The 19902-nt window shown below is 61.8% G+C and carries 15 protein-coding genes; 11 read left to right on the plus strand and 4 right to left on the minus strand.

Annotated features, from left to right (window positions below):
- From BMZ46_RS20485 to BMZ46_RS20520, 8 genes are all read left to right on the plus strand, one after another.
- Positions 1–999 carry an acyl-CoA dehydrogenase family protein gene (locus tag BMZ46_RS20485; protein WP_074690919.1) on the plus strand — a complete coding sequence of 333 codons (999 nt, stop codon included), beginning with the start codon at positions 1–3 and terminating at the stop codon, positions 997–999.
- Positions 996–1754: a PIG-L deacetylase family protein gene (locus BMZ46_RS20490; protein ID WP_074690918.1), complete on the plus strand. Its 759-nt coding sequence runs from the start codon at positions 996–998 to the stop codon at positions 1752–1754. The genes BMZ46_RS20485 and BMZ46_RS20490 overlap by 4 nt, the downstream gene beginning before the upstream one ends.
- On the plus strand, positions 1751–2350 hold the full coding sequence (locus BMZ46_RS20495) for an SAM-dependent methyltransferase (protein WP_074690917.1): 600 nt from the start codon (positions 1751–1753) through the stop codon (positions 2348–2350). Before BMZ46_RS20490 ends, BMZ46_RS20495 begins: the two co-directional genes overlap by 4 nt.
- Positions 2347–3006, plus strand: coding sequence for a glycosyltransferase family 2 protein (locus BMZ46_RS20500; RefSeq protein ID WP_074690916.1), 660 nt, complete (start codon positions 2347–2349; stop codon positions 3004–3006). The genes BMZ46_RS20495 and BMZ46_RS20500 overlap by 4 nt, the downstream gene beginning before the upstream one ends.
- Positions 3007–3189: 183 nt before the next feature.
- Entirely contained in the window at positions 3190–3951 is a 762-nt protein-coding gene (locus BMZ46_RS20505; protein ID WP_039768126.1) for a PIG-L deacetylase family protein, read from the plus strand.
- Positions 3952–4042: 91 nt separating this feature from the next.
- Entirely contained in the window at positions 4043–4840 is a 798-nt protein-coding gene (locus BMZ46_RS20510) for an endonuclease/exonuclease/phosphatase family protein (RefSeq protein WP_074690971.1), read from the plus strand.
- Between the two features lie 121 nt (positions 4841–4961).
- On the plus strand, positions 4962–7550 hold the full coding sequence (locus BMZ46_RS20515) for an autotransporter family protein (RefSeq protein ID WP_074690915.1): 2589 nt from the start codon (positions 4962–4964) through the stop codon (positions 7548–7550).
- 323 nt (positions 7551–7873) lie between these two features.
- Entirely contained in the window at positions 7874–8944 is a 1071-nt protein-coding gene (locus BMZ46_RS20520) for an autotransporter outer membrane beta-barrel domain-containing protein (RefSeq protein ID WP_074690914.1), read from the plus strand.
- Between the two features lie 247 nt (positions 8945–9191).
- Here BMZ46_RS20520 and glgB read toward each other — a convergent pair whose 3' ends face one another.
- From glgB to BMZ46_RS20535, 3 genes are all read right to left on the minus strand, one after another.
- The gene (gene glgB / locus BMZ46_RS20525; RefSeq protein ID WP_074690913.1) at positions 9192–11432 is read right to left on the minus strand and encodes a 1,4-alpha-glucan branching protein GlgB; all 2241 of its coding nucleotides are present in this window, start codon (positions 11430–11432) and stop codon (positions 9192–9194) included.
- 2 nt (positions 11433–11434) lie between these two features.
- On the minus strand, positions 11435–14776 hold the full coding sequence (gene treS / locus BMZ46_RS20530) for a maltose alpha-D-glucosyltransferase (RefSeq protein ID WP_039768123.1): 3342 nt from the start codon (positions 14774–14776) through the stop codon (positions 11435–11437).
- Positions 14777–14941: 165 nt separating this feature from the next.
- Positions 14942–16939 carry an alpha-1,4-glucan--maltose-1-phosphate maltosyltransferase gene (locus BMZ46_RS20535; protein ID WP_074690912.1) on the minus strand — a complete coding sequence of 666 codons (1998 nt, stop codon included), beginning with the start codon at positions 16937–16939 and terminating at the stop codon, positions 14942–14944.
- 218 nt (positions 16940–17157) lie between these two features.
- Between BMZ46_RS20535 and BMZ46_RS29380 the strand changes: the two genes are divergently transcribed.
- Positions 17158–17316 (plus strand): hypothetical protein, encoded by a 159-nt coding sequence (locus tag BMZ46_RS29380; RefSeq protein ID WP_165369575.1) that lies wholly within the window; start codon positions 17158–17160, stop codon positions 17314–17316.
- On the opposite strand, the gene BMZ46_RS20540 is transcribed toward BMZ46_RS29380, so the two are convergent.
- Entirely contained in the window at positions 17317–17853 is a 537-nt protein-coding gene (locus BMZ46_RS20540) for an MgtC/SapB family protein (RefSeq protein WP_074690911.1), read from the minus strand.
- A gap of 123 nt (positions 17854–17976) precedes the next feature.
- Between BMZ46_RS20540 and BMZ46_RS20545 the strand changes: the two genes are divergently transcribed.
- Positions 17977–18225 (plus strand): DUF3203 family protein, encoded by a 249-nt coding sequence (locus BMZ46_RS20545; protein ID WP_007952135.1) that lies wholly within the window; start codon positions 17977–17979, stop codon positions 18223–18225.
- A gap of 195 nt (positions 18226–18420) precedes the next feature.
- Positions 18421–19851 (plus strand): cytochrome c oxidase accessory protein CcoG, encoded by a 1431-nt coding sequence (gene ccoG / locus BMZ46_RS20550; RefSeq protein WP_074690910.1) that lies wholly within the window; start codon positions 18421–18423, stop codon positions 19849–19851.
- The last annotated feature ends 51 nt before the right edge of the window (positions 19852–19902 follow it).

Genomic DNA, 19902 nt, shown 5'->3' on the forward strand with positions numbered 1-19902 from the left:
ATGGACTTGCCCGTCTATCTCTCACGGCACGCGCCGGACTACCGTGACACTGCCGCCCTCGGCCTGTGTCTGCGGCAACTGGTCGAGGCCGGCCTCGATCGCCTGCCGTTACCCGGCAGCGGTCGTACGCTGGAGCGCTGGCAACGGCTGTCCGAGGTCGGTGGGCACGATCTGGGGCTGTGCAAACTCTACGAAGGCCATACCGATGCATTGGCAATCATCGAACAACTCGGTGGCTCGCCGACGCCCGGCAGCACGTGGGGCATGTGGGCAGCCGAACCACCGCAGGCGCGGGTTCGGGTCAGCCGTTCCGGGCAAATGGTGCGGTTGAATGGACGCAAGGCCTGGTGCTCCGGGGCGGCGGTGCTCAGTCATGCCCTGCTGACGGCGTGGGATGAGGACGATCGTCAGCAATTGGTAGCCGTGGCCCTCGACCAACCGGGCGTGACCGTCACCGATCAAGGCTGGCAAGCGGTCGGCATGGCCGCCACCGGCAGCGTCGAGGTGCTGTTCGATGAGGTCGAGGCCCAGGCGATCGGCGATCCTGGCGACTACCTGCAACGTCCGGGTTTCTGGCATGGCGGGATCGGGATCGCCGCGTGCTGGTACGGCGCCGCGAGGGAAATCGGTGAACAGCTGCGCCAGCAATGTGCCCGACGTGAAGAACCTCATTCGCTGGCCAGTCTCGGTGCCGTCGACAGCGCCTTGCACGCCGCAGCTCAAGCGCTGCGCGTCAGTGCGCTGGACATCGACAGCAATCCCCACGCCAACGCCGAGTTGCTGGCCCGCCGTGTACGCGCCGTGGTCGAAGATGCCGCCGAACAGGTCATTCGCGAGACAGGTCGGGCGCTCGGTGCCGGGCCGTTCTGCAAGGATCCACACTTTGCCCACCTGGCGGCCGACCTGCCGGTGTATCTGCGCCAGAGCCATGCCGAACGGGATCTGGCAGTACTGGGCCAACTGGCTGCGCAGCAACAGCGCGAGGGTTGGGCCCTATGAAGCGCAATCCGATCATCGGTGAAGGAACCTCCTTGCATGAGTGGCAGGGCTCGCGTCACCTGGCAGCGGTGGAGAGCATCGACATTTTCGACCTGGTTCCGCCGGGATCCCGGGCCGTGGTGATCGCACCGCACCCGGATGATGAAGTGCTCGGTTGCGGCGGGCTGTTGCAACAGCTCGCAGCGGCGGGCCGCACCCTGCAACTGATTTCGGTCACCGATGGCAGTGCCAGTCACCCTGGCTCGGAGCGCTGGCCGGTGGAGCGCCTGAGTGTGGTGCGCCCGCAGGAATCCGCCGAAGCCCTGCGTCGCCTTGGCCTGCCCATGCATCAGGTGCAATGGCTGCGCGGCGGATTCCCCGACACTCAGGTCGCCGCGCGCGAGTCGATGCTGTGTGACTACTTGACCCGCTACCTGCAACCCGACGACGTGATCTTCACCACCTGGCGCGAAGACGGCCACAGCGACCATGAGGCCGTCGGCCGCGCCAGCGTCGAAGCAGCGTACCGCGTGGGTGCGATTTGCCACGAGCTGCCGGTCTGGACCTGGCACTGGGCGACGCCGGAAGACGCCATCGTGCCCTGGGAGCGGGCGCGCAAGATTCTGCTGAACCCGGCGCAGGTCGCGCGCAAGCGTCACGCAGTGCATGCGTTCGCAAGTCAGCTGGAAGGCGATCCCGACGCAGGCCTGGCACCGGTGCTCGCGCCCTATGTCATCGACCGTTTGCTGCAACCGTTCGAGGTGGTCTTTCTATGAGTGTCGAGGATCGCTACTTCGAAGGCCTGTTCGCCGGCAATAACGACCCCTGGGGATTTCGCCAGCGCTGGTACGAGCAGCGCAAACGCCTTGTCACCCTGGCGGCCCTGCCCCGCCCGCATTACAAGGCGATCTTCGAGCCCGGTTGTGCCAACGGCGAACTGAGTGCCGCGCTGGCCGAGCGCTGCGATCGGCTGTTGTGCTGCGACACCAGCGCCGCCGCAGCCAATCTGGCGCGTACCCGGCTGAGCCTGTTCGACCACGCCGAGGTGCGGCAGGGTCGCCTCCCTGTTGACTGGCCTGAGGAAAAATTCGACCTGATCGTATTCAGCGAAATCGGCTACTACCTTGATCGACAGGATCTGACAGAGGTCATCCGTCGCATCAGCGATTCGTTGACGGCAGACGGTCAATTGCTGGCCTGTCACTGGCGCCCGCCCATCGATGGCTGCCCGCTCAATGCTCGCCAGGTCCATGACCTGATTCACGAACAGCTGCACATGCCACGACTGGTCCTGCATCAGGAGGCAGATTTCCTGCTGGAAGTCTGGAGTCGCGAACCGCGTTCGGTGGCCGCGCTGGAGGGGTTGCGATGATTGGCATCCTGATCCCGGCACACAACGAAGAAGAGTGGGTCGATGAATGCCTGCAGGCCGCCCTGCGCGCCGCCGGGCATCCGATGCTGGCAGGTGAACCGGTGGAGATCCTGGTAGTGCTCGACAGTTGCACCGACCGTTCGGCGCAGATCGTCAGCCAGTACCCTGTGCGGGCGCTGAGCATCGAGGCACGCAATGTCGGCCAGGCCCGGGCCATCGGTGCGCAACAGCTGCTTGATCGGGGTGCTCGCTGGATTTCCTGCACCGACGCCGACAGCCGCGTCGCCGAAGACTGGCTCGTGGAACAACTGGGATTGGGCACCGATGCCGTGTGCGGCACGGTGACGGTCGAGCGCTGGCATGACACCTTCGATGAAGCCGCGCAGATTCGCTATCACGGTCATTACCAGGCCTGCGAAGGACACCGGCACATCCATGGCGCCAATCTGGGTGTCAGCGCACAAGCCTACGTCCGCGCCGGCGGCTTCGAGCCGTTGTCCTGCGATGAAGACGTGCAGCTGGTGCGTCAGCTCGAACGTTCAGGGGCCAGCATCGCCTGGAGTCATCGGCCACAGGTCATTACCAGCGCCCGTCTGGACAGTCGCGCACGCGGCGGTTTTGGCGACTATCTGCGACAGTTGGCACAGACTGAATAAAAAAAAGCGGATCAGATTGATCTGTGACGCGACGAACCGCCCGTCTTGAGCAATACTCTGCTGCGCAGCAATCCAGGGTTCGGAGCGCTGCAGGGCTATCCACCAGCCTTCACGGGTCGTACACGCCTGGCAGCATCACGGCGCGGACGACTGAGGGCGTGACACAACAAGGACGTATCACTCATGAAACCGTTATCCCTCAGCGAAAACGGCCTGCCGGCGCAGATCTGGAACAGCGCCCCGCAGCTCGACAACATTCCCGTCATCAATACCCACACCTTGGTGCCACCCGGCGCCCGTGCCGTGGTCATCGCCCCGCACCCCGGTGATGAAGTGGTGACCTGCGGCGGTTTGCTGCAACTGCTTTCCAGCCTCGGTCATCCCTTGCAACTGCTGTCGATCACCGATGGCAGCGCCAGTCATCCGGGCTCGCGCCAGTGGTCGGAAAAACGCCTGAGCGTGTTCCGTCCGCAGGAAAGCGTCGAAGCCCTGCGCCGCCTCGGTTTGCCGATGCACAGCCTGAAATGGGTGCGCGGTGGTTTCACTGACAACGCCCTGCACGATCAGGAATCTCAATTGACCGAATTCATCGCCCGCTACCTGCGCCCCGGTGATGTGGTCTTCAGCACCTGGTGCGAAGATGGCACCGCTGATCATGAAGTGGTCGGTCGGGCCAGTGCGAAGGCTGCACAACTGGCCGGCGCAACCTACCATGATGTCCCGGTCTGGGCCTGGCACTGGCCGGAACGCGATCAGGGACAGATTCCGTGGCATCGCGCACGCAAGCTGCGCCTCGACACCTGGACCGTTGCGCGCAAGAGCCACGCCACCCACGCCTACGCCAGCCAGCTCAATGGCGAACCGGCGATCGGTATCGCGCCGCTGCTGCCCAAGTCAATTCTGGAGCGTATGCGCCTGCCCTACGAGATCGTCTTCGTCGATTGACTGTCCATCGGGCGCGGGCAGCCAGTCAAAGTGAACTGCCCGCGCCCGGATCAGTCGCATGAACAGGCAGTCATGATTCAGAGGAGTGAACGTGTCCAGCGATCCCAAGCGTCATGTCGTCGACGCGCAGATTTCCACCCCGTCCTCCATCCATCGCTTGCGGGTGCTGACGGTCAACACGCACAAGGGTTTCACCGCGCTCAATCGACGTTTCATCCTTCCGGAACTGCGTGAAGCGGTGCGCAGCACCTCAGCCGATCTGGTGTTTCTGCAGGAAGTGGTGGGCGAACACGAGCGGCATTCCAGCCGCTACCACGAATGGCCGCAGACCTCGCAGTACGAATTCCTCGCCGACAGCATGTGGAGTGACTTTGCCTACGGCCGTAATGCGGTGTACCCCGATGGTCATCACGGCAATGCCCTGTTGTCGAAATACCCGATCCGCGAATACCGCAACCTCGACGTCTCGATTACCGGCCCTGAACGGCGCGGGTTGTTGCATTGCGTACTGGATGTGCCGGGGCATGCCGAAGTGCATGCCATCTGCGTACACCTGAGCCTGCTCGAAAGCCATCGGCAATTGCAGTTGCAGCTGCTTTGTCAGTTGCTCGAATCCCTGCCCGACGACGCGCCAGTGATCATCGCCGGCGACTTCAATGACTGGCAGTTGCAGGGTAACGTTGCCCTCGCCCGCCGAGACTACCTGCACGAAGCCTTCGAACGCCATCACGGCCGCCCGGCCAAGACTTATCCCGCGCGTTTCCCGTTGCTGCGACTGGATCGGATCTACCTGCGCAATGCCAGCAGCCACGACCCGCAGATCCTCGGCAACAAACCGTGGACGCATCTTTCGGATCATTTGCCGCTGGCAGTGGAAGTTCACATCTAGGGCATAGACGCCATTTAACAGCCAATTCGCCCTCAACCCCTGTCAGTTCTGACAGTAGGCAGCTCATGAATCCCTTGCTAGGTTGAAACCGTTGCGCCGAACGCCGACGTGTGGAGACCTCATGAACACTTCCAGCGCCTTACCTGTCCGCCATCGCTTGCTGGCATTTTCGATCTGGCTATTGCTGGACTCCCCGGAGTCGGCGCTCGCCCTGTGTGCCTTCAGCCCGACACCGGGTGACGATCAATACACCTGCGACAGTCCTGGCAGCGCGCCTCTGTCCGATCTGTCGGGCAACAACAGTCTGAGCTTTCCCGTCAGCGGTACCGGCAATATTCCCGGCAACGTCACGTTCGGCGCCGGGACCGATCGCGTGCTCATGCAGTCCGGGACAATCACCGGTGATCTGGATATGGGCGACGGCGCCAATGTGTTGCAGATCGACAATGGCGTCATCACGGGTGAGGTTCATCAGCACAACGGCGTGGACACCTTCATCATGTACGCAGGCACTGTTGGCTCACTGGCACAGGGCGATGGCTTCGACAGTTTCAAGATGACCGGTGGCACCATCATCGGGGCCTTTGAAGACGGCGATTTTGCGCAAATGAGCGGGGGCACGATCGGCCGCGTCGACATGAAGCTCGATGAAAATGTCTTCGAGTTATCGGGGGGCCGGATCATCAGCAATCTGGTGACGGGTTTCGACGATGACACGATTCGAATCTCCGGCGGGCTGATCGGCGGCAACCTGAGTGTCAGTGGAGGCAATGACACCATCACGATCACCGGTGGTGAGATCGTCGGTGAAATTCGTGCCAGTACCGGTGACGACAGATTGCTGTGGGATGGCGGCGGCATTGTCCGCTCGGCGCTCTTGATGGGTGGTGGCAACGACAGCGCGACCCTGCGTAACCTGGATGACGGCGTGCTGGCGCTGACACCGAACGTTGACGGCGGCGCAGGCAACGACGTGCTGACCTTCGACAACACTCGCACTGGATTGCCGGCGCGCTTCAGCAATTGGGAAACCGTGAACCTGACCAACGCCTCGCAACTGGACCTTGGCTCGGGCACCTTGCTGCTCGGCGATGGCGCCAGCGGCACCGGCGTGCTGAACGTCGACGCCAGCAGCGGCGTGTTTTCGACTCAGGGCGCGGTATCACCCGCCGTGGCCGGGCAAGCGGTGACCTTTAACAACGCCGGCGTGATCGACTTGACCCGCAACAACGGCCGCACCGATGACACATTGACGATCAACGGCAACTACGTCGGCAATGGCGGACAGTTGTTGTTGCAAAGCTTTGTCGGTGGCGACGGCACCCCCAGTGACAAACTGGTTGTCAACAACGGCAGTTTGAGCGGCACATCGGCCATCACCGTGAGCAACCTCGGCGGATCGGGTGGGCTGACGCTGGAAAACGGCATCCAATTGGTGCAGGCCCAGGGCACTGCCGCGAGCAACAATTCCGCCTTCGTCCTCAACGGCCCGGTGTCGGCGGGTGCCTATGATTACTACCTGTTCAAGGGCGGGGTCACCGCCGGCACTGAAAACAGCTGGTATTTGCGCTCGGCTGTCGTGGCGCCTCAGGTGGCGAGCGTGCCCAATCCCGATCCGACGCAGCCTCCGCTTCTGGTGCCAGTGGTGCCTGTGCCGGTGGCGGCCGCGATCATTCCGGCCTACGGGCGAGCGGATCTGTCCTTGGCCGTTCAGCCGGTGCTTCCCGTCGCTGTGGCCGGTGCGCCACCGATCACGCTCTATCGTCCGGAAGTTCCCACCTGGTCGGTCCTCCCACCCGCAGCTGCCCAATTGACCCTCAGCGCACTCGGGACTTTCCACGATCGTCAGGGCGAGCAACGTCTGTTAAGCGAAACGGGGGCTTTCAGCGCCGGTTGGGGCCGGGTCTACGGCAAGAACCTCGACCAGACCTGGGCCGGCACCGTCACGCCACGGCTGGACGGCTCACTCAATGGGTTTCAGGTCGGCAACGATCTGTACAGCTCGCAGACCTCGGGTGGCCAAACCCAGCGCATCGGCCTGTTCGTCGGCCATAGCCGGATCAGGGGCGCTGTGGACGGCTTCAACGGAGGCTTCGAACACAACAGCGCGGGCAAGATCAAGCTGGAAGGCGACAGTTATGGCCTGTACTGGACGCTCACCGATCCGCACGGCGGGTACATCGATACGGTGGTGATGGGCACGCGTTTCGATGGCGACAGCCGTTCCGACCGAGGGCTGAAACTGGACAACCGAGGCCATGCCCTGACGCTTTCCATCGAAACCGGTTACCCGTTCGCCTTGAACGACACCTGGGTGATAGAGCCGCAAGCGCAGGTGATCCACCAGAAAATCTCGCTCGACAGCCAGGACGACGGCATCTCTCGGGTATCGTTCGATTCGGACAGTGCATGGACCGGTCGCCTCGGCGCACGGCTCAAGGGCCGTTATCAGCTCAATGGGCTGCCGGTGGAGCCGTACCTGCGGGCCAATCTGTGGCACACCTTTTCCGGCACCGATTCGGTGACATTCGACGACACCACGACCATCGACAGTGAACAGAAATCGTCGACGGCGGATATCGGGCTCGGCATCGTGCTGACGCTCGACCGCGCCGTGAGTGTCTACGCCAGCACCGACTATAGCAGCAATATTGACAGTAACGACCTGCGGGGCCTGGCAGGGAATCTGGGAATTCGCATCAGTTGGTAGGCCGATAGCAGGCTAAGCAAGCGCTCTGTTTCGCGGCTCGAAGCGTGTTTTTCCGTGCAAACAACAACTTAGATATGTGCAGAAAAACAAACGGTTGCGACCTCTAAATTAGCCACACCGCTCATCGTCCAATTTCTTGACGCAAGGGCTGGGGTCTTCTTAGCTCTACCTTACTACCCCCGGAAATACTACTCGGGGCGAACCCCAGGTTACTCGTCAAAACGGGCGGCCACGGGTTCGCCACGCTCCATTCGGTCGCCCCTCGTTCGGGGTAGGAGAGACGCCAAGGCGAGATACCACATGCGCTAGCAAGGTAGAACTCCATGAAAACCTCACTCACCTCACAAGAGATCAAAGTCACGTTCTGCACTGTTTCAAGTTCTATCTTGCTGTGCTCGTCCATGGAGGCGCAGGCGGGTCCTGTGGCGGACGAGGCGACGCCCTGGTATCGCCAGGACATTCCCGTCATGACCCTCCCCGCCACGGTCGTGACTCCGGGCCCGCAACGGCTCAGCCCACAGCCGGACCTGCGCGGTACAAAGCTGATTACCGAAGACCTCGCCCCCTCGGCCTGGGAGCAGCTTTACGGTCCGACGTCCCGTCAGGCGCAAACCGACGTCCTCAGCCCGGGCTTCGCCATACCCGGCACCGGTGACTTCAAGGGACCCGCCGTGCTGACCTTGAAAAGCAGCAGCGGCCACACCCAGCAAGTCGGCCTGATCGGCGGTGTGAATCAGATCAGGGGCAATGGCAACGGCCTGATCACCAGCCGCGCCCTCGCCGACCCGACCACCGACACCCTCAACCTGCAAGGCCAGAGCCTGGGCGCTTACTACAGCCTGATTGGCCCACAAGGCTGGCACGTCGATCTGTCGGCCAGTGGCGGCCGAGTCAGCGGTTTCAGCCGTAACGAGCAAGGCGCACGCCTGGCCACCGAAGGCAGCGCGATGACGCTTTCGGTGGAAGGCGGATTCCCGATCGGTCTGGGGGAAAACTGGGTCGTTGAACCGCAGGCGCAATTGATCAATCAGCGCATCACCCTCGACACGCCCTATGCGGGCTCGGGCAATGCGTCTTCCAGCGACATTTCATCGTGGAGCGGTCGGGTCGGTGCGCGTTTGAAAGGTAGCTATGACCTGAACGGTTTGCCCGTCGAGCCCTACGTGCGCACGAACTTGTGGCACACGGTGTATACCGGCAACACGGTGACGCTGGATCAGGTGGACAAGATCAGCAGCAGCCGCAAGTCCTCGACGGTGGAAGTCGGCCTGGGGCTGGTGGCGAGAATGACGCCGATGGTGAGCCTGTACGTCAGCGCCGATTACAGCAGCGACGTGGACGACAACGACTTGAACGGGTTGATTGGCAGCCTGGGGATCCGGATGCGCTGGTAACTTCTTCTGCATGATCGTTCCCACGCTCTGCGTGGGAATGCAGCCCGGGACGCTCCGCGTCCCTTCCAGAGCCGAACGCGGAGCGTCCGTTGAGGCATTCCCACGCCCGGCGTCACAGATCGTTCCCACGCTCTGCGTGGGAATGCAGCCCGGGACGCTCCGCGTCCCTTCCAGAGCTGGAACGCGGAGCGTCCCTTGAGGCATTCCCACGCAGAGCGTGGGAACGATCTACGTCGGGGGCGATCCGTTACGCGCTTGGGCCTTCAGGCTTGAGGATCAACACCGCCAGCGGCGGCAGGTTCAGCTCCAGCGACAACGCCTGGCCGTGACTCGCCACCTCTTCGGTGAACGCCCCGCCACCATTCCCATAGTTGGAACCGGCGTAGGTGTCGGCATCACTGTTGAGCAATTCCTTCCAGCGTCCGGCAAACGGCACACCGACCCGGTATGACTGGCGCGGCACCGGGGTGAAGTTGGCCACCACCAGCACTGGCGTGCCGTCCTTGCTCCAGCGCAACCAGGCATAAACGCTGTTGATCGCATCATCGCCGATCAACCACTGAAAGCCTTGCGGCGCATCGTCCTGCTCGTGCAGCGCCGGCTCTTCGCGGTAGAGCCGGTTGAGGTCGCCAACCAGTTTCTGCACGCCTTGGTGTTCCGAATATTGCAGCAGATACCAGTCCAGTTGCTGGTCGTGGTTCCACTCGCGCCACTGACCGAACTCGCAGCCCATGAACAGCAACTTCTTGCCCGGATGGGTCCACATGAAGCTCAGGTAGGCGCGCAGGTTGGCGAATTTCTGCCAGCGGTCGCCGGGCATCTTGTCGATCAGCGAATGCTTGCCGTGAACCACTTCGTCGTGGGAAATCGGCAGGATGAACCGCTCGGACCAGGCGTAGACCAGACCAAAACTCAACTCGTTGTGGTGATGGGCGCGGTATACCGGATCCTGCTGAATGTAATGCAGCGAGTCGTGCATCCAGCCCATGTTCCATTTATAGGCAAACCCGAGCCCGCCCTGTTGGGTGCTCTGGCTGACGCCCGGCCACGCCGTGGACTCCTCGGCGATCACCAGCGCGCCCGGTGCTTCCAGTGCCACCACGTCGTTCAAGTGCCGCAGGAAGTCGATGGCTTCCAGGTTCTCGCGACCGCCATGACGATTGGGCACCCACTCGCCGGCCTTGCGCGAATAATCGCGATAGAGCATCGACGCAACCGCATCGACCCGCAGCCCATCAACGTGGAAATGCTTCAACCAGTGCAGCGCCGACGCCAGCATGTAGCCGTGCACTTCGGTGCGGCCCAGGTTGTAGATCAGCGTGTCCCAGTCCTGATGAAAACCTTCTTGCGGGTTGCCGTACTCATACAACGCCGTGCCATCGAACTGCGCCAGACCGTGGGTATCGGTGGGGAAATGCGCCGGCACCCAGTCGAGAATCACACCGATGCCGGCCTGATGGCAGGCATTGACGAAATCGCCGAACTGCTCGGGCGTGCCGTATCGCGCACTGGGAGCGAACTGCGACAGCAACTGATAGCCCCAGGAACCGCCGAACGGGTGCTCCATGATCGGCATCAGTTCAATGTGGGTGAAGCCCAGCTCCTTCACGTAGGGGATCAAGCGCTCGGCCAGTTCCGGCCAGGTGTACTGACGCGCCACTTCGCCGAGATCATCGAGTTCGCACTGCCAGGATCCGGCGTGCAACTCATAGATCGACAGCGGCGCGCTGTGCTGCTGGCGCTCGTGGCGGCTGCTCATCCAGTCCTGATCCTGCCAGTCGATCTGCAACGGCGCGGCGACTTTTGACGCAGTGTCCGGCGGCAGGCTGGTGGCCAGTGCCATCGGGTCGGCCTTCAGCGGCAGAATGCCGTGAGCGCCGAGGATTTCGTACTTGTACAGTTCCCCCGCCTGCAGGCGCGGAATGAACAATTCCCACACGCCAGAAGGATGCCGCAGGCGCATCGGATGCCGTCGGCCATCCCAGACGTTGAAGTCACCGACCACCGACACCCGCCGGGCATTCGGCGCCCACACGGCAAAGCGCACACCGTCGACGCCATCGACGGTTTTCAGCTGCGCGCCGAGGCAGCTGCTGAGGTCGCGGTGATTGCCTTCGGCGAACAGATACAAGTCCATTTCACCGAGCAACTGACCAAAGCTGTAGGGATCTTCCGCGACCTGTTCACCACCGGCCCAGCGGGTGCGCAACAGGTACGGCCGTGCGCCCTCGAAATGCCCGACGAACAGCCCCGGCGTTTCGGTAGCCTCCAGCGGACCGAGCTCTTCGCCACTGTTTTTATCGACAACAGAAACACTCAACGCGCCGGGCAGATACGCCCGGATAAACTGCCCGCCGGCGCCATCGCCGTGGGGGCCAAGAATGGAAAACGGGTCGTGGTGTTCTGCGCGCACCAAGGCATCAATGTCTTTTGCAGTGGGCAGCAATCTTTCTTTAGCGTGACCCTGTTCCCTGTTCGAGAAACTCATGACTACTCTCCACCAAGATCGGAAAAGGGTTTGAGCCCCGTCAATAACCCATACAGGCCGTGCAGCGGCACGGGCAGCCAGGTGGGGCGATTTTCGGCTTCATAGGCCACTTCGTAGGCCGCTTTCTCCAGACCGAACAACGCCAGTGCGGCGTCGGCACCTTCAGGATCTTGCCAGGCATGATCAAGACTAGCTGCCGCTTGGCGATATGCCTGGAGAAAGGCTTCCCGGGCTTCACGCAGGTAACGCTCCGTGACCCGCCGACGCGCGGCTTCGGCCTCGGGGCTGTTGTCGACGTTGTGCACATTCAGCGCCATCGCGGCGGCATAGTCGAAGGAGCGCAGGACTCCGCTGACGTCCTTGTACGGACTGTGCTTGCCACGGCGCTCGGCCAGTGGCCGCGCCGGTTCGCCTTCGAAATCGATCAGGTACGCGTCGCCCTTGATCACCAGCACCTGCCCCAAATGCAGGTCGCCGTGCACACGAATCCGCAGACCGCCGGCGGATTGCTTGGCCAGTTCCTGAACGTGGGCAAGGATGGTTTTCTTGTTGTCGAGCAATCGAGCAACAAGCTTCTGATCCGCCGCATCGAGTTCGCCCTGATGCTGTTTGAGCAGCTTCAGCGCATGCTCGACCTGCCCCGCGACGTCCTTGCCGGTCGTTTGGGCATCCTTGGCCGAACTGACTTGCGGCGCGAAGTCCTTGTTGTCGCTCGGCGCTGCCAGTACCTGATGCATTTCCCCCAGACGCTGGCCGAGCATGCCGGCGAAATCCTTCAGTTCGCCCAAGGCGTTGTAGTGCTGCGCCTGCTCGGACACGGCGTCAGCCAGTTCGTCGCGCAGCGCCCGTTCGAGGTTGTTCTGCGTCCATTCCCAGGCGTCGCCCTGATTGCTCAGATAGCCCTGTGCAATCATCAATAGATTGTCTTCACCATCGGCGCCGCGGCGAATCACCGAACCTAGCAGCGGTGAGATATTGGCAAATCCGGCTGCGGTCAGGTAAGCGCTCATCTCCAGTTCCGGGTGTACGCCAGAAGCGACTTTTCGGATCAGCTTAAGTACCAGACTGTTGCCGATCACCACTGAGCTGTTGGATTGCTCGGCGGACAGATAGCGCACTTCGGATTCCGCGCCGAGGCCGAGTTTTTCCAGTTGCGGCGTCGCCTCGAAACGGATCTCGCCATCACTGGACTCCAGCACCGTACCGCCCTGCATGCCTTGCAGCACCGCGCGAACAAATGCTTCAAGACTGAACGCATCGGTAATCAACCCGACCTGACGAACCCGGCGCACTCGGGCCAGGGCCAGTTGTTGCGGCAACGCCGGCCCGACCTGATCTTCGGCAATGAAGCCGAACGGCAATTGATAACGGCTGGTCTGCCCGCCGCTCTGCACTTCGATTTCGCTGAACAACACCGGATGCTGCGCATCGCCGAAGCGCACGCCGTAGGCCAGTTTCACCTGGTCGATGGCCGCGTCCTTGCCGGCGAACCAGCGGCGGTTCTGCAGCCAGCTCGGCAGGATCGCCTGCTCGAGGGTGGCCCGGGACGGTGCTTCGAGCAGTTCTTCCATGCGTTTTTTCAGCACCAGCGTGGTGAAGTCCGGCAGGCTCTGCGCAGGTTCCACGTGCCAGCTCGGCATCTGGTTTTCCGCCGCCAGGCCGAACCAGTAGAAACCGTAGGGCGGCAGGGTCAGCAGGAAACTCAACTGGCCGATGGGCGGGAACGCGTTACCACCGAGCATTTCCACCGGCACCATGCCGACGTAGGCCGACAGGTCGAGTTCCACCGCTTGTGCACTGCGTGACACGTTGGCTACGCACAGAATGATTTCGTGCTTGCCGTCCGGCCCGGTGTATTCGCGGGTGTAGGCCAGCACGCGACGGTTGGCCGGCGACAACATCTTCAAGGTGCCACGACCGAACGCCTTGGATTGCTTGCGCACGGTCAGCAGGCGTCGGGTCCAGTTCAGCAGCGAATGCGGATCGCCGGCCTGGGTTTCGACGTTGACCGACTGATAGCCGTATTGCGGGTCCATGATCGGCGGCAACACCAGACTGGCCGGGTCGGCGCGAGAGAAGCCGCCGTTGCGGTCGATCGACCATTGCATCGGCGTACGCACGCCGTCGCGGTCGCCGAGGTAGATGTTGTCGCCCATGCCGATCTCATCGCCGTAATACAGGGTCGGCGTGCCGGGCATCGACAGCAGCAGGCTGTTGAGCAGCTCGATGCGGCGGCGGTCACGTTCCATCAACGGCGCCAGACGCCGGCGGATGCCGAGGTTGATCCGTGCGCGACGGTCGGCCGCGTAGTAATTCCACAGGTAGTCCCGTTCCTTGTCGGTGACCATCTCCAGCGTCAGTTCATCGTGATTGCGCAGGAAGATCGCCCATTGGCAATTGGCCGGGATCTCCGGGGTCTGGCGCAGGATGTCGGTGATCGGGAAGCGATCTTCCTGGGCCAGCGCCATGTACATGCGCGGCATCAGCGGAAAGTGGAACGCCATGTGGCATTCGTCGCCATTCACGCCTTCGGCGTCGGTGTCGCCGAAGTACAACTGAGTGTCTTCCGGCCATTGGTTGGCTTCGGCCAGCAGCATGCGATCCGGGTAGTTGGCGTCGATTTCGGCGCGGATCTGCTTGAGGACGTCGTGGGTTTCCGGGAGGTTTTCGTTGTTGGTGCCATCGCGCTCGATCAGGTACGGAATCGCATCCAGTCGCAGGCCGTCGATGCCCATGTCCAGCCAGTAACGCATGACCGACAGCACGGCTTTCATGACTTGCGGGTTGTCGAAATTCAGATCCGGCTGGTGCGAATAGAAGCGGTGCCAGAAGTATTGGCCCGCCACCGGATCCCAGGTCCAGTTGGACTTTTCGGTGTCGAGGAAAATTATCCGGGTGCCGTCGTATTTTTGATCGTCATCCGACCACACATAGAAATCCCGCGCTGCCGAGCCGGGCTTGGCCTTGCGCGCCCGCTGAAACCACGGATGCTGATCGGAGGTGTGGTTAATGACCAGCTCTGTGATCACCCGCAGGCCACGCTTGTGTGCTTCGGCGATGAAGCGCTTGGCGTCGGCCATCGTCCCGTAATCGCTGTGGACGCCCCGGTATTCGGCGATGTCGTAACCGTCGTCGCGGCGTGGCGAGGGGTAGAACGGCAACAGCCAGATGGTGTTGACGCCAAGATCGGCGATGTAATCGAGTTTGGCGATCAGGCCTGGAAAGTCGCCGATCCCGTCGTTATTCGAGTCGAAAAAGGATTTGACGTGAACTTGATAGATGACCGCATCCTTGTACCAGAGCGGATCCTTGATAAAGGTGGCTGCCTTGGGTTTCTTCGCCATGTGAAACTCCTGTTGAATTCATTGAAGCCGAAGCTGCTTCTGATCGTTCCCACGCTCCGCGTGGGAATGCCGCCATGGACGCTCTGCGTCCGCTTTGGGACGCGGAGCGTCCCGGTATGGATTCCCACGCGGAGCGTGGGAACGATCAGGAACCGATCAAGTCGATCAGGAAGAAGTGATCCGCCAGATTCCAAACGGCTGATATGCCGGGTCGATCCGCATGAACTGGTACTTGCCGTGCCAGTCCCAGCGATGGCCGTTCATCAGGTCTTCGCCGTGGGTGGTGGCATCGTCCGGCAGGCCCATTTCCCACAGCGGCAGCTCGAAATTCGCCTCCTGTACGTTATGCGGATCCAGGCTGACGGCCACCAGAATGAAGTTGCTGCCGTCCGCACTGCGCTTGCCGAAATACAGAATGTTGTCGTTCCAGGCGTTGTAGATCTTCAGGCCCAGATGGCTGTGCAGCGCCGGGTTCTGGCGGCGGATGCGGTTGAGCTGGGCGATCTCGGCAATGATGTTGCCGGGCTGGTTGAAGTCGCGGACGCGGATCTCGTACTTCTCGGAATCGAGGTATTCCTCCTTGCCCGGCACCGGCGCCGATTCGCACAGTTCAAACCCCGAGTACATGCCCCACAGGCCCGAACCCATGGTCGCCAGCGCCGCGCGAATGAGGAATCCGGGACGTCCCGACTCATGCAGGAACGCCGGGTTGATGTCCGGGGTGTTGACGAAGAAATTCGGCCGGTAGCATTCGCGCCACGGTGATTCATTGAGTTCGGTGAAGTAGGTCGCCAGTTCGGCCTTGGTGTTGCGCCAGGTGAAATAGGTGTAGCTCTGGGTGTACCCGACCTTGCCCAGCCGCGCCATCATCGCCGGGGTGGTGAAAGCCTCGGCGAGGAAGATCACTTCCGGGTACAGCGTGCGGACATCAGCGATCAACCATTGCCAGAACGGCAACGGTTTGGTGTGCGGGTTATCGACGCGAAAGATCTTCACGCCCTCCTGCACCCAGCCGACCACAATGTCGCGCAACTCGACCCACAGGCTCGGAATCGCTTCCGGTGCGTAGAAGTCGACGTTGACGATGTCCTGGTATTTCTTCGGCGGGTTCTCCGCGTATTTGATCGTGCCGTCCGGACGCCAGTTGAACCAGCCCGGATGCTGCTTCAGCCACGGGTGATCCTGGGAACACTGGATCGCGAAGTCGAGAGCGATTTCCAGACCATGCTCGGCAGCGGCGGCCACCAGCCGACGGAAGTCCTCACGGGTGCCGAGTTGCGAGTGAATCGCTTCGTGGCCGCCCTCCTCGCTGCCGATCGCATACGGGCTGCCGGGATCATCCGGGCCGGCGGTCAGGGAGTTGTTGCGCCCCTTGCGATGGCTGCGACCAATCGGGTGGATCGGCGTGAAATACAACACGTCGAAGCCCATGTCCTGAATCATCGGCAGGCGCGAGTGCACGTCATTGAAGGTGCCGTGGCGGGCGGGATCGTCGGTGATCGAGCGGGGAAACAGTTCGTACCAACTGGCGAATTCCGCCAATTCGCGCTCGACGTCCACCGGGAATTCCGCACTGAGGCTCAAGTAGGCGCGGTGATCGGCCTCGGCCATCAGTTGCGCACTGCGCGAGTGCAGAAACAACGCGACCTGCTCGGTTTCGAGCAGGCCGGACAATTCGTGGTGCAGAGCGGCCAGTTGTTCGCTGAGCTGACCTTCGCTGCGCTCGGCGGCCTGCTGCACCATGGTGCGTCCCTCTTGCAGCTCGAGGCTGACCGGGACGCCAGCGGTGTGCTTTTTCTCCAGTTCGTACTGAAAACTGGCGAACTGGTCGATCCAGGCTTCGATCAGGAACAGATAACGGCCCATGCGCTGCGGCTGAAACACACCGCGCCAGCCATTGTTGCCCTGATCGCTCATGACTTCGGTCTGCCAGGTCTCGTCACCCTCTTCGCGCCAGCGGATGCGCACCGCCAGTTTGTCGTGACCGTCGGCGAACACCTTGCTGGTGACCACGATCTCCCGACCAGCGATTGCCTTGACGGCAAATTGTCCGCCGTCGAGAGTCGGCATGGTGTTTTCAATGACGATGCGCGGCAACAGCAAGGCCTGCGACAGCGGCATGTGCGGGTTGTAGCTCTGTTCGGAAGGTTTTTCAGCAGTCATTGAGCATCTCTCCTTAACGCCCCAAGGACGCTCGTTTGCCTGTTTGGCGGTCACGGCCGGGCCTGCGCCCGATGATGAACTCTCTCAGGTTCCGAGCGACTGACGCCGGGAAAAGTTCACAGGGATTTGCCGCGCTACAAAATCGGATCGATTTCGCAGTGAAGTGGTCAATCCACTTAAGCACGTCCCACGCCAAGTGCCACACGGAGGTTCACCCGATGACTATTCCGATTCCCGCTGAAACACCCGATCCGAACATCGACAAACCGACCCTGCCCGAAACCGAACCGCAACCGATCCCTGAACAGGAGCCGCCTGGCACCACGCCACCGCCCAAGGAAGAACCGCCGACGACCATGCCGCCGGTAATCGTCTGATCAGCGTAGGTCGTTGTGGTCTTTCTCGATGCGGTCCTTCTCGATGTGATCCTTTTCGAAGACCCTGACGATCCGCGGCATGACACTGAAGATCCCCAACGCGAGCAACGTACTGAGCACCGCCGTCGCCTCGCGGCCCAGACCGGCCGCGACGCCGATGGCGGCGGTCATCCACAAACCGGCGGCGGTGGTCAGGCCCTTGACGTGGCCTTCGTCGCCTTCGTGGTTCTTGAGGATGGTGCCGGCGCCGAGAAAGCCGATCCCGGCAATCACGCCCTGCACCACCCGGCTCATGGCATCGGCTTGGGATCCGGACAATTGCGGTACCAGCACGAACAACGCCGCGCCAAGGGCTACCAGCATGTGCGTTCGCACCCCGGCAGCCTTGCCCTTGTGCTCGCGCTCAAACCCGAGAATCCCGCCCAATATGGCCGCCATCAACAGGCGCACGGTGATCCGGGTCAGCTGCGACGCATCGCCGATGTCGGCGAATTCCGCTTGCATGGTTTCCCACACTTCATGCCACCAGGCGTTCATCGTCCAGTCCTTGTTATGAGTTGATAAAGGATGGACAGCGCCGACCATTAATCGGTTGCGTAGAACGATCTGCAGAACCGCGCACCCTAACGATTCAGACTCCCGTGAAAAAAGGACAACCCCATGCCCCTTCGTATCGATGAAAGCAATCCGGAATCGAAAGTCTGTTTTTTCACCGTTGAAAACGGTGAGGAAATCCGGATCTGCGACACGCTGGAAGTCAGGACCGATAGCGAAAAAGCCATGTCGTTCGTCGAAGTGGAAGGACGGCGCATCTACGTCACCGAGGCCGAAGCTGATGCGTTGACCGTCGCAGGCGCCCGGGATGGGCGCAAACACCTGAAGGCCGACGACAGTGATTCGGTGATTTGACTGACCTCGATCAACAACCGGCGCAGGCGTCTGGGATAGGCATTTGCGCCTTGGCCTGCGGGCTGCTTCAAGTTGTCGCAGGCGTGGCAGAACAGCCCATCTGATACGCTTTTTATTGAAATACCTGAGTCTGTTATGCAAACAGATCGGCGCTCATAGTTCCCTGGCCTGATGGAGGCTGATGAGCGAACGACCATGAGCGAACGAATCCCCGTCCGAACCGTAGAAGCATCTCCCCGGATAAAAAAAGTCCCGGCGCGCCCAATGAAGGCGAAACACGCCACCAGCGACAATCAGATTTTCACCCGCAGCTTCACCGGCCTGTTCCGCACCTTGCGCATGAGTGGTGCGGGGTTTCTGTTCCTGTTGTTTTTCGGCACGGTGTGGCTGAACTGGGGCGGTCGTCAGGCAGTGCTCTGGGACCTTTCCGAAAGCAAATTCCACATCTTTGGCGCGACGTTCTGGCCGCAGGATTTCATTCTGCTCTCGGCGCTGCTGATCATCGCCGCGTTCGGCCTGTTCGCGATTACCGTGTTCGCCGGCCGGGTCTGGTGTGGCTACACCTGCCCGCAGAGTTCGTGGACGTGGATCTTCATGTGGTGCGAGAAGATCACCGAAGGCGAGCGCAACCAGCGGATCAAGTTGCAGGCGGCGCCCTGGAGCTTGAACAAACTGGCGCGGCGTGCGGCCAAGCACACGCTGTGGCTGGCGATCAGTGTGCTGACCGGTCTGACCTTCGTCGGCTACTTCACCCCGATCCGGCCGCTGGCCGAAGAACTGCTGACCCTGCAGATCGGCGGCGTCAGTCTGTTCTGGGTGCTGTTCTTTACCGCTGCCACCTACATCAATGCCGGCTGGCTGCGTGAAGCGGTGTGCATGCACATGTGCCCGTATGCGCGATTCCAGAGCGTGATGTTCGACAAGGACACCCTGACCATTTCCTACGACGCCGCCCGTGGCGAAAACCGGGGCCCGCGCAAGCGCGAGGTGAAACCGGCCGAAGCCGGCCTCGGCGATTGCATCGACTGCCAGTTGTGCGTGCAGGTCTGCCCGACCGGCATCGACATCCGCGACGGCCTGCAAATGGAATGCATCGGCTGCGCGGCGTGCATCGACGCCTGCGACTCGATCATGGACAAGATGAATTACCCCCGTGGCCTGATTCGCTATACCTCCGAGCGCGAGTTGCAGGGTGGCAAGACGCATCTGCTGCGTCCAAGGCTGATCGGCTACGTCGCGGTGCTGGTGGTGATGATCGGCGCCCTCGCCCTGGCGTTGGTCGAGCGGCCGATGGTCTCGCTGGACGTGACCAAGGACCGTGGCCTGTTCCGTGAAAACGCTCAGGGCCAGATCGAAAACATCTACACCCTCAAGGTCATCAACAAAACCCAGCAGCGGCAGGACTACCACCTGACGCTGGTGGACGGTGAAGGCTTCGAGCTGCAAGGCAAGACCGAACTGAGCCTGGCGCCGGGCGAGATCGTCGATGTGCCGGTGTCGGTGGCGATGACCTCCGAACGCCCGGCCAGCAGCTCGCAGACCTTGAGCTTCAGGATTGCCGACAGTGATGAGCCGGGGATTTATAGCGTGGCGAAGAGCCGGTTTGTTGCGCCGATGAATCGCTGATCCCTTAGAATCTCCCCCCTCACCCCAGCCCTCTCCCCCGAGGGGGCGAGG

The sequence above is a fragment of the Pseudomonas sp. NFIX49 genome, assembly GCF_900115915.1.
Lineage (GTDB): Bacteria > Pseudomonadota > Gammaproteobacteria > Pseudomonadales > Pseudomonadaceae > Aquipseudomonas > Aquipseudomonas pharyngis.

Coding starts and splice junctions, on each gene's coding strand:
- BMZ46_RS20485 (WP_074690919.1), top strand. CDS start 1: ATGGACTTGCCCGTCTATCTCTCACGGCACGCGCCGGACTACCGTGAC.
- BMZ46_RS20490 (WP_074690918.1), top strand. CDS start 996: ATGAAGCGCAATCCGATCATCGGTGAAGGAACCTCCTTGCATGAGTGG.
- BMZ46_RS20495 (WP_074690917.1), top strand. CDS start 1,751: ATGAGTGTCGAGGATCGCTACTTCGAAGGCCTGTTCGCCGGCAATAAC.
- BMZ46_RS20500 (WP_074690916.1), top strand. CDS start 2,347: ATGATTGGCATCCTGATCCCGGCACACAACGAAGAAGAGTGGGTCGAT.
- BMZ46_RS20505 (WP_039768126.1), top strand. CDS start 3,190: ATGAAACCGTTATCCCTCAGCGAAAACGGCCTGCCGGCGCAGATCTGG.
- BMZ46_RS20515 (WP_074690915.1), top strand. CDS start 4,962: ATGAACACTTCCAGCGCCTTACCTGTCCGCCATCGCTTGCTGGCATTT.
- BMZ46_RS20520 (WP_074690914.1), top strand. CDS start 7,874: ATGAAAACCTCACTCACCTCACAAGAGATCAAAGTCACGTTCTGCACT.
- glgB (WP_074690913.1), bottom strand. CDS start 11,432: ATGAGTTTCTCGAACAGGGAACAGGGTCACGCTAAAGAAAGATTGCTG.
- treS (WP_039768123.1), bottom strand. CDS start 14,776: ATGGCGAAGAAACCCAAGGCAGCCACCTTTATCAAGGATCCGCTCTGG.
- BMZ46_RS20535 (WP_074690912.1), bottom strand. CDS start 16,939: ATGACTGCTGAAAAACCTTCCGAACAGAGCTACAACCCGCACATGCCG.
- BMZ46_RS29380 (WP_165369575.1), top strand. CDS start 17,158: ATGACTATTCCGATTCCCGCTGAAACACCCGATCCGAACATCGACAAA.
- BMZ46_RS20540 (WP_074690911.1), bottom strand. CDS start 17,853: ATGAACGCCTGGTGGCATGAAGTGTGGGAAACCATGCAAGCGGAATTC.
- BMZ46_RS20545 (WP_007952135.1), top strand. CDS start 17,977: ATGCCCCTTCGTATCGATGAAAGCAATCCGGAATCGAAAGTCTGTTTT.
- ccoG (WP_074690910.1), top strand. CDS start 18,421: ATGAGCGAACGAATCCCCGTCCGAACCGTAGAAGCATCTCCCCGGATA.